At 64.3% G+C, this 13,518-nt stretch carries 14 protein-coding genes; 12 read left to right on the top strand and 2 right to left on the bottom strand.

The genetic code is table 11. From position 1 onward, the window contains the following. The first annotated feature begins 18 nt into the window (after nucleotides 1-18). The 6 genes from E1832_RS22565 (at nucleotide 19) to E1832_RS14640 (ending at nucleotide 5,403) form a co-directional block, all read left to right on the top strand. Nucleotides 19-192 (top strand): hypothetical protein, encoded by a 174-nt coding sequence (locus E1832_RS22565; protein ID WP_165978904.1) that lies wholly within the window; start codon nucleotides 19-21, stop codon nucleotides 190-192. 162 nt (nucleotides 193-354) lie between these two features. Continuing rightward, nucleotides 355-1,599 carry a branched-chain amino acid ABC transporter substrate-binding protein gene (locus tag E1832_RS14660; protein ID WP_133360513.1) on the top strand — a complete coding sequence of 415 codons (1,245 nt, stop codon included), beginning with the start codon at nucleotides 355-357 and terminating at the stop codon, nucleotides 1,597-1,599. A 93-nt stretch (nucleotides 1,600-1,692) separates the two neighbouring features. Continuing rightward, the gene (locus E1832_RS14655; RefSeq protein ID WP_133360512.1) at nucleotides 1,693-2,649 is read left to right on the top strand and encodes a branched-chain amino acid ABC transporter permease; all 957 of its coding nucleotides are present in this window, start codon (nucleotides 1,693-1,695) and stop codon (nucleotides 2,647-2,649) included. Beyond that, the gene (locus E1832_RS14650) at nucleotides 2,646-3,923 is read left to right on the top strand and encodes a branched-chain amino acid ABC transporter permease (RefSeq protein WP_133360511.1); all 1,278 of its coding nucleotides are present in this window, start codon (nucleotides 2,646-2,648) and stop codon (nucleotides 3,921-3,923) included. The genes E1832_RS14655 and E1832_RS14650 overlap by 4 nt, the downstream gene beginning before the upstream one ends. Then, nucleotides 3,920-4,699: an ABC transporter ATP-binding protein gene (locus E1832_RS14645; protein WP_133360510.1), complete on the top strand. Its 780-nt coding sequence runs from the start codon at nucleotides 3,920-3,922 to the stop codon at nucleotides 4,697-4,699. The genes E1832_RS14650 and E1832_RS14645 overlap by 4 nt, the downstream gene beginning before the upstream one ends. A gap of 2 nt (nucleotides 4,700-4,701) precedes the next feature. Continuing rightward, nucleotides 4,702-5,403: an ABC transporter ATP-binding protein gene (locus tag E1832_RS14640; RefSeq protein WP_133360509.1), complete on the top strand. Its 702-nt coding sequence runs from the start codon at nucleotides 4,702-4,704 to the stop codon at nucleotides 5,401-5,403. Nucleotides 5,404-5,573: 170 nt separating this feature from the next. Here E1832_RS14640 and E1832_RS14635 read toward each other — a convergent pair whose 3' ends face one another. Beyond that, on the bottom strand, nucleotides 5,574-6,182 hold the full coding sequence (locus E1832_RS14635) for a glutathione S-transferase family protein (RefSeq protein WP_133360508.1): 609 nt from the start codon (nucleotides 6,180-6,182) through the stop codon (nucleotides 5,574-5,576). A 137-nt stretch (nucleotides 6,183-6,319) separates the two neighbouring features. On the opposite strand from E1832_RS14635, the gene E1832_RS14630 reads away from it, so the two are divergent. The 6 genes from E1832_RS14630 (at nucleotide 6,320) to E1832_RS14605 (ending at nucleotide 12,766) form a co-directional block, all read left to right on the top strand. Further along, complete coding sequence (locus E1832_RS14630) at nucleotides 6,320-6,766, top strand: winged helix-turn-helix transcriptional regulator (RefSeq protein WP_245514002.1); 447 nt, start codon at nucleotides 6,320-6,322, stop codon at nucleotides 6,764-6,766. Further along, complete coding sequence (locus tag E1832_RS14625; RefSeq protein WP_133360506.1) at nucleotides 6,763-7,527, top strand: enoyl-CoA hydratase/isomerase family protein; 765 nt, start codon at nucleotides 6,763-6,765, stop codon at nucleotides 7,525-7,527. The genes E1832_RS14630 and E1832_RS14625 overlap by 4 nt, the downstream gene beginning before the upstream one ends. A 120-nt stretch (nucleotides 7,528-7,647) precedes the next feature. Continuing rightward, a complete protein-coding gene (locus E1832_RS14620; protein WP_245514001.1) occupies nucleotides 7,648-8,889 on the top strand; it encodes a serine hydrolase domain-containing protein in 1,242 nt (413 codons plus the stop codon). Then, nucleotides 8,886-10,841: an acetoacetate--CoA ligase gene (locus tag E1832_RS14615; protein WP_133360505.1), complete on the top strand. Its 1,956-nt coding sequence runs from the start codon at nucleotides 8,886-8,888 to the stop codon at nucleotides 10,839-10,841. The genes E1832_RS14620 and E1832_RS14615 overlap by 4 nt, the downstream gene beginning before the upstream one ends. A gap of 21 nt (nucleotides 10,842-10,862) precedes the next feature. Then, nucleotides 10,863-11,729: an acyl-CoA thioesterase gene (locus E1832_RS14610; protein WP_133360504.1), complete on the top strand. Its 867-nt coding sequence runs from the start codon at nucleotides 10,863-10,865 to the stop codon at nucleotides 11,727-11,729. Further along, nucleotides 11,726-12,766, top strand: coding sequence for an amidohydrolase family protein (locus E1832_RS14605; protein WP_206021060.1), 1,041 nt, complete (start codon nucleotides 11,726-11,728; stop codon nucleotides 12,764-12,766). Before E1832_RS14610 ends, E1832_RS14605 begins: the two co-directional genes overlap by 4 nt. Here E1832_RS14605 and E1832_RS14600 read toward each other — a convergent pair. Beyond that, on the bottom strand, nucleotides 12,733-13,515 hold the full coding sequence (locus E1832_RS14600; protein WP_133360502.1) for an SDR family oxidoreductase: 783 nt from the start codon (nucleotides 13,513-13,515) through the stop codon (nucleotides 12,733-12,735). The genes E1832_RS14605 and E1832_RS14600 overlap by 34 nt on opposite strands. Nucleotides 13,516-13,518 lie beyond the last annotated feature (3 nt).

Raw genomic sequence — 13,518 nt, 5'->3', positions numbered from 1 at the left:
GCGGTGGGGCGAGAATCAATGTATTTCAATGAAATCTTATTTTGCTGTGCGAAACCTGCGGGCGCGCCGGTTGATGTGGCCTGCCTGATCGCCACGACTCGTCCGGATTTTGACAGCGCTGATCCGCCATCACCAGAAGTCAAATTAAATCTTTTTAAAGCCAATGATTTACAGGAATTTCCTAAATCATAAAGTGAGATATTTCCGGGCTTTCAGGGTCAGGAAAAGGTCCCGCGGGGATGTGACGTCCGGTCGGTTTTTCCGAAGCTTGACTTTGAGTGGTGATGTGCAAGTCTTTTCCCAAGGTGCGGCCTGACACAGCAAGAAAAGCCGCATCTATATGGGAGGAGAAAAATGCGGAAATCCATCAAGTTCGGCCTTGGCGCCGCGCTTGCGCTGTCGCTTGGCGCCAGCGCGGCCTTGGCTGAGAACATCAAGATTGCCTTTATCGACCCGCTGTCGGGCCCGTTCGCGAGCACCGGCAGCAACGGTCTGAGCCAGTATGAGTTCGCGGCCGAAACTCTGGTCAACGAAAAGGGCGGGGTCCTGGGCGGTCAGAAATTCGAGATTGTGGCCTTTGACAACAAGATCAGCCCCAAGGAATCCCTGATCCAGCTTCAGGTCGCGATCGACCAGGGCATTCGCTATGTCGTCCAGGGGAATTCCTCGGGCGTGGCGCATGCACTCACGGAGGCGATCGAAAAGCATAACAAGCGCAATCCGGACAACCGGGTTCTGTATCTGAACTACTCGGCTGTTGATCCGGCGCTGACCAACGAGAACTGCAACTTCTGGCATTTCCGCTTCGACGCCAACGCCGACATCAAGATGGACGCGCTGACCGATGTGATCGCCCAGAATGACGCGATCAAGAAGGTCTATATCATCGGCCAGGACTACAGCTTCGGCAAGGCCGTCGCGTCCGCAGCCGTCAGCATGCTGGGCGAAAAACGTCCCGACATCGAGATCGTCGGCAACGAGCTGCACCCGATCGGCAAGGTGAAGGATTTCACCCCCTACGCGCGCAAGATCGTGTCCTCGGGCGCGGATGCGGTGATCACCGGCAACTGGGGCTCCGACATGCTGGGGCTGGGTAAATCGGTGCTGGAAAACGGCTTCACCGGCCCGATCTACACCTACTACGCCGCCGCCGACGGCATCACCGCGGCCTTTGGCGAAACCGGCAAGGGCTCGCTCCGTCTGGTGTCCGAGGGACCACTCAACCCGATCGCTTCGGACCGCGCGGCCGACTACGTGACCGCGTTCAAGGCCAAGTATCCCGATGGCAACGTCAGCCAGGCGCGGATCACCAACTTGATCGAGATGCTGGCCAAGGCGATCGATCAGGCCGGCACCGCCACCGATGTGGTCGCGGTGGGCAAGGCGCTGGAAGGCATGGAGATCGACAGCCTTTGGGGTGGTAAGATCCTGATGCGTCCGCAGGACCACCAGGCGATCCAGAACGTGCATGTCTTTGCCCATACCGACGAGGGCGTGCAGTTCGACTATGACAACTCCGGTTATGGCATGGTCGTGGAAAACTCGGTCGAGATGGCCTCGGCCGACAGTGAAACCACCTGCAAGATGAAGCGGCCGTAGCCGCATTCCCGCTGCGGCCCGCGCGATCGGTGCGGGCCGCACGTCAGGTTTCAATCAGAATAAACGCAAACCTTTTCAGCAGGGGGAAAGGGTATGGACCTTATACTCGTCAATCTGATCGACGGGCTGGTTACCGGGTTGCTTCTTTTCATGTTGTCGGCGGGACTGACCCTCATCTTTTCGATGATGGGCGTGCTCAATTTCGCCCATGCCAGCTTTTACATGCTGGGGGCCTATTTCGCCTATCAGGTCAGCCTGTTCCTGGGCTTCTGGATGGGGCTGCTGGTCGCGCCGGTCATCGTCGGCATTCTCGGCGCCGGGGTCGAGCGATACGGGCTCAGACGTGTCCACCAATACGGGCATGTGCCGGAGCTGATCTTTACCTTCGGGCTGGCGCTGCTGATCGAAGAGGTCGTGCAGTTCATCTGGGGCAAGGATCAGATGCCCTATGCGGTCCCCGAGATCCTGCAATTCACCGCCTTTTCCATCGCCGGAAATTCGATCCCTGCCTACAAGATTTTCATGATCTTCATCTCGGTGGCGATCTTTATCACACTGCTCTACGTGCTGACGCGCACGCGCGTCGGAATGATCATCCAGGCCGCGCTGAGCTACCCGCGCACGGTCGAGGCGCTGGGGCATAACGTGCCGCTGGTCTTCATGGGCGTTTTCGGCGTCGGTACCGCGCTGGCCGGGGTCGCCGGCGTGATCGCCGGACCTGTGCTGGCCACCTTCCCGGGCATGGCGGTGGTGCTGGGCTCCATCGTCTTCGTGACCATCGTGATCGGCGGGCTCGGATCGCTCTGGGGCGCTCTGGTGGCCTCGCTGCTGATCGGATGGATCACAACCTTCGCCAAATCCTACAACGTGCGGATGGAGGATATCCTGACCGGCCTGGGGGTCCAGAAACCCGTCGACATGAGCGAAAGCCTGATCCGCGATCTCTGGACCATCACCTCGCCGCAGATTGCCGATATCCTGCCCTATCTTCTGATGGTGCTGATCCTTGTCTTCCGCCCTTACGGCCTGTTCGGAAAGCGTGACGCATGACCACACAGTCCCTTACCCGTCCTCCGCTGGTGACCCTTTCGGGCGCGCTGCCTTGGGTGATCGCCACGCTTTTCCTGCTGGCAATGCCGCAGATCTTCACCTCGAACAGCGCGCTGACGATCATGAACCAGATGGCGATCACCATCGTCTTCGCGCTGGCCTACAACATGCTGCTGGGGCAGGGGGGAATGCTCTCCTTCGGCCATGCGGTCTATATGGGCATGGGCGGCTTCATGTGCGTCCACGTCATGAACTATGTCGAGGACTACTCGCTACCGATCCCGCTGCCGGTTCTGCCGGTGTTCGGCGGGCTGTTCGGCATGGGCGTGGCGCTGATCGTCGGCTCCTTTTCCACCCGCAAGGCCGGTACCGTCTTTGCCATGATCTCGCTCGGCGTCGGGGAGCTGATTGCCGCCTGCTCGGTCATCGTCGTCGCCTTCTTCGGCGGCGAAGAGGGGGTCAGCGGCGACCGCACCTATGGGCTGCCGGTCTTCGGGACCGAGTTTCTGCACCAGATCGAGATCTACTATCTCACCGTCTTCTGGCTCGTGCTCTCGGCGCTGCTGATGTACCTGTTCTCGCGCACGCCGATCGGGCGCATGGCCAACGCGGTGCGCGACAATCCCGAACGGGCCGAGTTTCTGGGCTATTCGGCGCGCTGGGTGCGGTTCTATTCCTTTGTCGCATCGGGCTTCTTCGCGGGCATCGCCGGCGGTCTCTTCGCCATCAACTATGAAATCCTGACCGAAGAGAACCTCAATCTGGCGACCTCGGGATCGATCCTGCTGGTGACCTTCCTCGGCGGGGTGGGGTTCTTTTTCGGCCCGATCATCGGCGCCATCGTCTTTACGCTGCTCCAGACCGTCCTCAGCCTTCAAACCGAGATCTGGCAGCTCTATCTCGGGATTCTGTTCCTGGCCACGGTGATGTATTTCCCCGGTGGGCTGGCCGGCGTCTTGATGATGCATGCGCTGCCGATCCGCCTGGGCAAGGCGGGGTTGCTGGTGGTGCCCTACCTCAGGACGCTGCTGCCGGCCGCGTTGTGCATTTTGGGGCTGGCCGGGGCGCTGGAGATCCTCTTCCACATCCGCCACGCTGCCCTGGGCGACAGCGAGATGACCCTGTTCTGGGTGACCTTTGACAGTCACGCACCGCTGCCCCTGATTGCCGCGATCGTCGCGGTGGCGGTCGGCTTCTGGCTGGCGCGCCGCTCCGCGCCGGAGCTGGCAGAGGCATGGCACAAAGCGAATACACCCGATGGAGGCGCCGCATGACCGCGACATCAGCACCCAGACCGCCGGCGCTGGAGATCAGCGGTCTGCAAAAAAGCTTCGGCAAGGCCCAGATCATCCGCGGCGTCGATCTGTCCATCGGCGCCGGCGAACGCCACGCCATCATCGGCCCCAACGGCGCCGGGAAATCCACCCTGTTCAACCTGATCACCGGCCGCTTCCCACCCAGTGCGGGCGCCGTGCGGCTGCATGGGCAGGAAATCAACGGCAGGGCACCGTTCCAGATCAACCGCATGGGGCTGTCGCGCTCGTTCCAGATCACCAACATCTTCCCGAGGATGACGGTGTTCGAGAATGTGCGCTGCTCGCTGCTGTGGTCGCAGGGCTATCGCTATTCGTTCTGGAACATGGTCAACCGCTCGCGCGATCTGACCGCCGGCGCCGATGAAATCCTCGAGCAGATCAACCTGACCGCGCGGCGCGACCTGCCGGCCGGGGTGCTCTCCTATGCCGAGCAGCGCGCGCTGGAGATCGGCATCACCATCGCCGGCGGCGCCAATGTCATCATGCTCGACGAGCCGACCGCCGGCATGAGCCATTCGGAGACCGACTATATCGTCGATCTGATCCGCAAGGTGACCGAGAACAAGACGCTGATCATGGTCGAGCACGACATGGGGGTGGTGTTCGGCCTCGCCGACCGCATCTCGGTTCTGGTCTATGGCGAGATCATCGCCACCGGCCATCCCGAAGAGGTGCGGTCCAACCCCAAGGTACAAGAGGCCTATCTGGGCGCGGCGCTGGAGGCAGAGCATTGAACATGCTGGACGTAACCGATCTTCATGCCTTCTACGGCAAATCGCACATCCTTCAGGGCGTCAACATGCAGATCGCCGAAGGCGAGATCGTGGCGCTGTTGGGGCGCAACGGGGTGGGGCGCTCGACCACCTGCAAGGCCATCATGGGCGAGGTCGAGCCAAAGGGCTCGGTCCGCTTCAAGGGGCAGGAGGTCGCGGGCAGGAAAGCCTATGAGATCGCCAATCTCGGAATCGGTTACGTGCCCGAGAACCGCGACATCTTTCCCGGGCTCACCACCCGGCAAAATCTGATCCTCGGCCTGAAACCGGGCCAGAAGGACGGGCAGGGACGCTGGGCGATGCAGGACATGTTCAACATGTTCGAAAACCTCGGCAACCGCGCCGATGTCGAGGCCTCGGTGCTCTCGGGCGGTGAACAGCAGATGCTGACCATGTGCCGCACGCTGATGGGCGATCCCGATCTGGTGATGATCGACGAGCCGACCGAGGGGCTGTCGCCGCAGATGGTGCAAAAGGTGGCCGGCCTGCTGCAGGAGATTGCCCGCCGCGGCATCGCCACGCTGCTGGTCGAACAGAAACTCGCCATCGCCATGGATATCGCCCACCGCGTCTATGTGATGGGCCATGGCAAGGTGGTGTTCGAGGGCACCCCGGAGGAGCTGCGCCAGCGCGAGGATGTGCGCAAGGAATGGCTGGAGGTCTGAGGCGCGCGCGCGTCACACCAACGGCGGGCCGCACCTCCGGTCCGCCGTTCTCTGTTCCCGTTTGTTTTTCAGATCCGCAGTGTCCCGGGCGAGCCTCCGGCGGAGGCGGGGGCAGCGCCCCCGTTTCGCCGGGCTTGCGCCCGCGGCGGGGCCGCCGCCCTGGTCCGGCCTCAGAGGCTGCGCGCCTTTTGCAGCGCCGGACGCGCCAGCAGCCGGTCGGCATAGGCATCGAGGTTCGGCTTGTCGGAAAAGTCGATCTTCAGCATGTCGCGGGACACGGTGACGGAATGGCCGGTCATGATGTCGGCGGCGGTGAAATCGCCGGCAAGAAAGCTCCGCCCCTCCATATGGTGCTCCACCGCCATCAGCATCTGGTTCAGCAGCTTGGTCGCGCGCTTGACGTTCAACTCGGTCCGCCGTTCGGGCGGCAGCAGGACGGTTTCAACCACCAGCGTGTTGACGGGCGGCATGATCATGCCCTCGCAAAAGTGGAGCCATTGCAGGTAGGTGGCAAATTCCTGCGTTCCGACAGCGGGTTGCAGCCGGCCGTTGCCGTAAAGGGCGAGGATGTATTGCACGATGGCGCCGGATTCGAAAATGCGTATATCGCCATCCTCCAGAACCGGAACCCGGCCCATCGGGTGGATCTTCAGGTACTCCGGCGCGCGCATCCCGGGGCTGCCCAGCTCGAATTTCTCGATCTCGTACTCCAGCCCCAGTTCCTCCAGCAACCAGGCGACGCGGACCGCTCGGGTGTTCTGGGCGTAGTAAAGTTTCATGACGCTCCTCCGGAAATGTGAAATTGACCTCATGCGGTCTTTGTGGAACGGTAACTTCGGATTTTGAAGCGTGTCAATACAGCGGCGATGTGGGGGGCGACATGGGACGGGCCGATCTTGCCAAATCCAGTTGTCCGGTGTCGCGCGCGATCGAGCGGCTGGGCGACCCCTGGGTGCTGATGATCCTGCGCGAGGCCTTTCTCGGGGTGCGACGGTTTGACGATTTCCAGCTGCAAACAGGGGCGTCTCCGCATTTGCTCAGCCAGAGGCTGAAGCGACTCTGCGCCGATGGCATCCTGCAGCGGCGGGCCTACAGCACGCATCCGCCGCGCTATGAATACCTGCTGACGCAGCAGGGCCGCGATCTGTGGCCGCTGATCATGGCACTGCGCACCTGGGGGCAGACATGGCTCGGCGGCAGCTCGGTCACGCTGACGCACCGGGGCTGCGGCAGGCGGATCGACCCGGTGATGGCCTGCCCGGAGTGCGGCGAGGCCTTGACCGCGCGGGACGTGGTGGCAGAGATCAGCGACGACTTCAGACAGGAACGCAAACGCCGCAAGGGCAAGGGAGGCACGGAATGACCGTATCGGAGCAGGTGGGCCAAAAGGACTATGGCGACGGGATCGTCGGGATCGAGTTGCGCCGTGCGCCGGTCAACGCGCTGAGCCCGGATTTCCTGATGGGATTTGCCGGGCTGCTGCACCAGCTGGAACAGGACGAGGCGGTGCGCGCGGTGGTTCTGACAAGCCCGTTCAAGGTGTTCTCGGCCGGACTTGACCTGAAACAGGCGCAGGGTTTTGACCTGGACCAGCAGCACGCCATCGTCGAGGCGCTGAACGTTGGGTTCCTCGCTCTCTTCGCCTTTGCCAAGCCGGTGGTCGCCGCCGTGACCGGCCCGGCGATCGCCGGCGGGCTGTTCTTCGTTCTGGGCAGCGACATCCGCGTCGCCGGTCCGCGGGCCAGCTTTGGCCTGGCCGAGGTGCGGGTGGGCGCCGATTTCCCCGCCGGCCCGATGGAGATCGCCCGCGCCACCCTGACCCCCGATACGCTGCGCCGGCTGATGCTGACGGGACAGCCGATGGACGCGAAGCAGGCGCAGGCGGCGGGCATCGTCGATCTGCTCGAGGCGGACGCGGGCATCGTGCTGGATCGCGCCCTGGCCGAGGCGCGGGCGCTGGCCGAGTTGCCGTCGATCGCCTATGCCTCGGTCAAGCGGCAGATCCGGCAACCGGCAATTGATGCCATCAAATCGGCGATCGCGGCCGGCGCCAACGCGCCCGAGGGCGGCTGGTTCAACACCCAGACGCGCCAGGCGATGGCCCGGATGATCGGCGCCGGCTGAACGTCGTTGCGTCAGGCCGCGCCGGGGGTGTACCGGCGGCTCGACATTCGTACGAAATCGCGGGAAAACTATACAAAACCGGGCGCCGCTGGCGGCCAGATGGGGGAGGGAGCGCAGCAGATGAAGACCGCAAATCCGCAGGATCGGGGCCTGGATCCGGACCGCCTCGGCCGCATTGCCGACTGGATGGACCGCTACGTTGACGCACGGAAATATCCTGGCAGCTCCGTCCTGATCGCGCGCGGCGGCGAAAAGGTGTATTTCAACGCCGCCGGGTCGCGCAATCTCGAGGCCGGACTGCCTTTTACCCGTGACACGGTGGTGCGAATTTATTCGATGACCAAGCCGATCACCTCGGTCGCACTGATGATTCTGGCCGAACAGGGGCTGTTTCACCTCGAGGCGCCGGTGTCGGAGTTCATCCCGGCGTTTTCCGACATGCGGGCGTTGATCCCGGGGGCCGAACGGATCGACCAGGTGGAGCCGTGCGCGACGCCGACGCTGCACCAGCTCATGACCCATACCAGCGGTCTCAGCTATCCGTTCAACCCCGGCGTGCTGGCCAGGGCGATGGATGAACAGGAGATGCTGTTCAAACCGAACCAGGGGAATCTCGCGGCCATGGCGGACAAGGTCGCGGCGCTGCCGCTGGCGTTCAAGCCGGGCACCCGCTGGGAATATTCGGTGGGCATCGACATTCTGGGCCGGGTGGTCGAGGCGGTCTCGGGCCGGTCGCTGGCCGATTTTTTCGCCGAAGAGATCCTTGAGCCGCTGGGCATGAGCGAAACCGCGTTTTCGGTGCCGACGGGCGTCGGCGACCGGTTTGCCTCGCTCTACACGCCGCTGGCGGGGGATGCGATGGCGCTGAACGCGGCCAAGCCGGGCGGCGACACGCTGCGGCTGACCGACAGGGCGGGATCCTCGCCATTTGAACAGGCCAGCCTGTATTCGGGCGGCGGCGGGTTGGTCGGCACCATCGACGATTACATGAAATTTGCAGAGATGCTGCGCCGGGGCGGGGTCTGCGACGGCGGACGTCTGCTCAGCCCGGCGACACTGGATTTCATGATGCGCAACCATTTGCCGGGCGACATCGCCTCGATGGGGCCGCTGAGTTTTGCCGAGCAGCCGATGGAGGGCATGGGCTTTGGCCTGGGCGGCGCCGTCGTGCTTGATCCGGGTCGGGCCAGATGCCCCGGAAATACAGGCGATTTCAGCTGGGGCGGCATGGCCTCGACCTTTTTCTGGATCGACCGGGTGCTGGATATGAGCGTCGTGTTCTTTACCCAGCTCGCACCGTCGAGTTCCTATCCCAGCCGCGCCGAACTGAAGGCGCTTGTTCACGGAGCAGTCTTGTCATGAGCGCAGAGCGCCCCATCCTCTGGACCCCGAGCAAAGAGCGCGCCGACGCCAGCCGCATGGCCGAATTCATGCGCTGGCTGGCCGACAACCGCGGCCAGCGCTTTGACGATTACAACGCGCTTTGGGAGTGGAGCGTGACCGACCTGGACGCGTTCTGGTCGGCGATATGGGACTTTTTCGACATTCCCGCCTCGGTACGCTGCGGCACCATGCTGGCCGAGCGCCGGATGCCCGGCGCCGTCTGGTGCCCCGGGGGGCGGATGAACTATGCCGAGACCATCCTGAAGCCGGCACAAACCCGCCCGCAGGAAGAGGCGGTGGTGGTGCGGTCCGAGACCTTCGGCGACAGCCGGCTGACCTGGGCGGAGCTCTCGGCGCAGGTGGCCAGCGTCGCCGCGCGGTTCCGCGCTATAGGCGTGGGGCAGGGCGACCGGGTGGTCGCCATCCTGCCCAACACCGAAACCGCACTGATCGCCTGTCTTGCCACCGCCAGCATCGGCGCGATCTGGTCGCTCTGCGCCCCCGACATGGGCCATGTGGCGATCCTCGACCGGTTCCGCCAGATCGAACCCAAGCTGCTGATCGCGCAGGACGGTTATGTGCACGCGGGCAAGACCATCGACCGCCGTGCCGTGCTCGACACCATCCTGGGCGGGCTGCCGACGCTGGAGCACCGGGTGATGGTGCCGGTGGTGGGCGATCTGCCCGGCGGGGCGGTGGCCTGGTCGGATCTGACCGGCGACGCGGCCGAGCCGGAGTTCGCCCAGGTGCCCTTCGACCATCCGCTCTGGATCGTCTATTCCTCGGGCACCACCGGCAACCCCAAGCCCATCGTGCATGGCCATGGCGGTATCATCCTTGAGGGGTGCAAGCAGTCGCTGCATCAGGATCTGCGGGCGGGCGACCGGTTCTGCTGGCTGACCTCCTCGGGGTGGATCATGTGGAACGCCCAGTTCACCGCGCTGGGGCAGGGGGCGACGCTGGCGTTGTTCGACGCCGCCCCGAACCACCCGGACATGATGGCGCTGTGGCGTTTTGCAGCCGAGGAAAAGTTCACCTATCTCGGCGTCGGCGCGGCCTATGTCACCGTCTGCATTAAGGCCGGCATCCGGCCCCGCGACGAGGTTGATCTAAGCGCGCTGAAATCGCTGGGCACCACCGGCTCGCCGCTGACCTCGGATGGCTACGACTGGATCTACGACGCGGTGGACCGCGACATCTGGCTGGCACCGATCTCGGGCGGCACCGATCTGGCCGGGGCCTTTGTCTGCGGCAACCCGATGCTGCCGGTGCGCGCCGGCGAGATGCAGTGCCGCGCGCTTGGCAATGCTGTGCGCGCCTATGACGATATGGGCAATGAGCTGTTCGGCGAGGTCGGCGAGCTGGTCTGCACCGAGCCGCTGCCCTCGATGCCGCTCTATTTCTGGGGCGACGAGGATGGCACGCGTTTACATGAGAGCTATTTCGACACCTATCCGGGCATCTGGCGCCACGGCGACTGGATCGAGATCACGCCCGAGGGCGGATCGGTTATCTATGGCCGGTCGGACGCCACCATCAACCGCAAGGGGCTGCGCCTCGGCTCGTCCGAGATCTATCAGGCGGTCGAGGGGTTGGAGGAGGTGATGGATTCGCTGGTGGTGGATCTGGAATTCCTCGGCCGTGACAGCTTCATGCCGCTGTTCGTGGTGCTGGCGCCGGGGCTGACGCTGGACGAGGCGCTGAAGGAAAAGATCAACGGTGCGATCCGCGCCTCGGTCTCGGCCCGGTTCGTCCCGAACCAGATCGTCCAGGTCCCGCAGGTGCCGCGCACCCTTTCGGGGAAAAAGCTTGAGGTGCCGGTCAAGAAACTGCTGCTGGGCTCCGATCCCGAAACTGTGGTGAACCGCGACTCGATGGCCAACCCGGACAGTTTCGACACCTTCATCGCCTATGCCGCCGCGCGCGGCTGACCCCCCCCGAAAGGATCGACCATGACCGATGTCGCCGCCGAACTGCTGAGCCTGCTGGATATCGAACAGCTGGAGGTCGATCTGTTCCGCGGCATCGGCGCGGGCGGAGAGACCAGCAAGCGGATCTATGGCGGCCAAGTGATCGCCCAGGCGCTGGCGGCCGCCTACGGCACCGTGCCGGATCGCCTGTGCCATTCGTTGCATGCCTATTTCATCCGCCCCGGCGATCCGTCGATTCCGGTGATCTATCAGGTCGACCGCGCCCGCGACGGCGGCAGCTTTACCACCCGGCGGGTGGTGGCGATCCAGCACGGCAAGCAGATCCTGAACATGTCCGCCTCGTTCCATGTCGAGGAGGAGGGCTGGGATTATCAGCACGTGATGCCCGAGGTTCCCGGGCCGGAGGGTCTGCTCAACCGCGAAGAGCTGCGCGACCGCTGGGCACCGCATGTGCCCGAGCATTTGCGCCGCGATTTCCTGCGCCCGCGCCCGATCGAGATCCGCGAGGTGGCGCCGCGCGATCTGGTCGATCCGAAACCGGAAAGCGACATCAACCACCTGTGGTTCCGGATGGAGGCGGCGGCGGGGGCCAGTCCGCAGCTGCAGCATATCCTGCTGGCCTATGCCTCGGACATGAACCTTCTGGGATCGTCGCTGCGGCCGCACGGGCTGACCTGGTTCACCGGCGAGGTGATGACGGCGAGCCTGGATCATTCCATGTGGTTCCACGGGCCGCTGGCCTTCGAGGACTGGCATCTTTACAGCATGGACGCGCCGTTCACAGGCGGCGCGCGCGGCTTCAACCGTGGCAAGATCTATGCCCGCGACGGCCGGCTGGTCGCCAGCACCGCGCAGGAGGGGCTGGTGCGCCCCTACAAGCGGAAATGAGCGGCCCGGCAAACTCCTGGGTGCCGGGGATGGAACTACGCGACGACTGGCTGGCGCAGGTCCGCGAAGAGATCGTCGATCCCGACCGCGAGATCGTCGATCCGCATCACCACCTGTGGCAACGTGGCGGCGCGGTCTATGAGTTGGACCAGTTCCGCCGCGATGCCGGGTCCGGGCACCGGGTCGTGCAAAGCGTCTATATCGAATGCCGCTCCTACTACGATACCGTAACCGAGGAGCGGTTCCGCCCGGTCGGCGAGACGCGGGCGGTCGCGGAGATGGCGCGCCAGACCGCCGCCGATCCGGCGCGGATTTCCGGGATCATCGCCTTTGCCGATCTGCGCGACCCCAAGCTTGACGCGGTTCTCGACGCGCATCTTGAGGCCGGGCAGGGGCTGGTGAAGGGGGTGCGGCAGTCCGGCGCCTGCGATCCGGAACCCGACAAGCTGGCGATCCCCGGGCGCGGTGCGCCGGGGCTCTATGCCGATCCTGATTTCCGCCGAGGTCTGGCGCGGCTGGGCGAGCGCGGGCTGACCTATGACACCTGGCATTATCACCATCAGGCGGACGATTTCCTCGACCTTGCCCGCGCGGCGCCGGGCACCACGATGATCCTCGATCATTTCGGCACGCCGCTGGGGGTCGGACGGTTCGCCGGTCAGCGCGAGCGGATCTTTGCGCAATGGCAGCGGGACATGGAGGCGCTGGCGAAATGCCCCAATGTGGTGGCCAAGCTGGGCGGGCTGGCGATGCCCGACAACGGCTGGGGATGGCACCGCGCCGAACGGCCGCCGTCGTCGGATGAATTCGCAACCGCGCAAGGCCCATGGTACCGCCACATGATCGAGTGTTTCGGCCCCGAGCGCTGCATGTTCGAGAGCAATTTTCCAGTGGACCGCACCGGCATCAGCTATCCGGTGCTGTGGAACGCCTTCAAGAAGATCGCCGCGGGCTATGATGAGGTGGCGCGCGATGCCCTGTTCGCGGGCACCGCGCGACGGGTTTACCGCTTGCCGGCCACGTCGCCGCCGAACTGACGGTTCAGCTTGCGCATGCCGCCGATCCAGCGGTCGTAGTCGGCCGTCTTCATCCGCATGTACTCCAGCACCTGCGGATGCGGCAGCACAAGGAATGTTTCCTCCTCGATGGCGCGCAGACAGGCCTCGGCCACCGGTTCGGGCTCCAGCATCCCGTCCAGCGCCGCGACGCCCTCCTCATGGCCCCGCGTCATCTCCGAGCGCACCGCCTGCGGGCACAGCACTGAGACCTTGATGCCCTGATCGCCATAGGTCAGCGCCAGCCATTCCGCGAGGCCGACGGCGGCGTGTTTGGTCACCCCATAGGGGGCCGACCCGACCTGATTCAGAAGCCCCGCCGCCGAGGCGGTGTTGAGCAGGTAGCCGCCGCCGCGTTCGGTCATCCGCGGCACCATATGGCGCGCCGCCCAGACATGGGACATCACGTTGACCTCCCAGATCCGCTGCCACTCCTCGTTCGGCACCTCGACGCCGCCGATGCTGAGAATCCCGGCGTTGGAGCAGAACAGGTCGATCGGCCCGATCTCGGCCTCGACCTTGTCGATGAGCGCTGCGATTTCATCCTCTACCGCAACATTGACCGCCATGCCGACGCCGGCGATCCGCTGTGCCGTGGCCTCGGCGCCCGCGCCGTTCAGATCGGCGCAGACGACACATTTCGCGCCCGCCGCGGCAAAGCGTTCGGCCAGTGCCCTGCCGATGCCGCTGGCCGCACCCGTGACGACGACGACCTTGTCTTTGATTTCCATATC

The organism is Antarcticimicrobium luteum, assembly GCF_004358185.1.
In the GTDB taxonomy this organism is placed as follows: Bacteria; Pseudomonadota; Alphaproteobacteria; order Rhodobacterales; family Rhodobacteraceae; genus Antarcticimicrobium; species Antarcticimicrobium luteum.
The sequence above is the reverse complement of the archived record's forward strand: the minus strand, read 5'-3'. Positions and strand labels throughout refer to the sequence as shown.

What these genes read in the sequence shown, in the direction of transcription:
- E1832_RS22565 (WP_165978904.1), top strand. Translation starts at nt 19, where the DNA reads ATGTATTTCAATGAAATCTTATTTTGCTGTGCGAAACCTGCGGGCGCG.
- E1832_RS14660 (WP_133360513.1), top strand. Translation starts at nt 355, where the DNA reads ATGCGGAAATCCATCAAGTTCGGCCTTGGCGCCGCGCTTGCGCTGTCG.
- E1832_RS14655 (WP_133360512.1), top strand. Translation starts at nt 1,693, where the DNA reads ATGGACCTTATACTCGTCAATCTGATCGACGGGCTGGTTACCGGGTTG.
- E1832_RS14650 (WP_133360511.1), top strand. Translation starts at nt 2,646, where the DNA reads ATGACCACACAGTCCCTTACCCGTCCTCCGCTGGTGACCCTTTCGGGC.
- E1832_RS14645 (WP_133360510.1), top strand. Translation starts at nt 3,920, where the DNA reads ATGACCGCGACATCAGCACCCAGACCGCCGGCGCTGGAGATCAGCGGT.
- E1832_RS14640 (WP_133360509.1), top strand. Translation starts at nt 4,702, where the DNA reads ATGCTGGACGTAACCGATCTTCATGCCTTCTACGGCAAATCGCACATC.
- E1832_RS14635 (WP_133360508.1), bottom strand. Translation starts at nt 6,182, where the DNA reads ATGAAACTTTACTACGCCCAGAACACCCGAGCGGTCCGCGTCGCCTGG.
- E1832_RS14625 (WP_133360506.1), top strand. Translation starts at nt 6,763, where the DNA reads ATGACCGTATCGGAGCAGGTGGGCCAAAAGGACTATGGCGACGGGATC.
- E1832_RS14620 (WP_245514001.1), top strand. Translation starts at nt 7,648, where the DNA reads ATGAAGACCGCAAATCCGCAGGATCGGGGCCTGGATCCGGACCGCCTC.
- E1832_RS14615 (WP_133360505.1), top strand. Translation starts at nt 8,886, where the DNA reads ATGAGCGCAGAGCGCCCCATCCTCTGGACCCCGAGCAAAGAGCGCGCC.
- E1832_RS14610 (WP_133360504.1), top strand. Translation starts at nt 10,863, where the DNA reads ATGACCGATGTCGCCGCCGAACTGCTGAGCCTGCTGGATATCGAACAG.
- E1832_RS14605 (WP_206021060.1), top strand. Translation starts at nt 11,726, where the DNA reads ATGAGCGGCCCGGCAAACTCCTGGGTGCCGGGGATGGAACTACGCGAC.
- E1832_RS14600 (WP_133360502.1), bottom strand. Translation starts at nt 13,515, where the DNA reads ATGGAAATCAAAGACAAGGTCGTCGTCGTCACGGGTGCGGCCAGCGGC.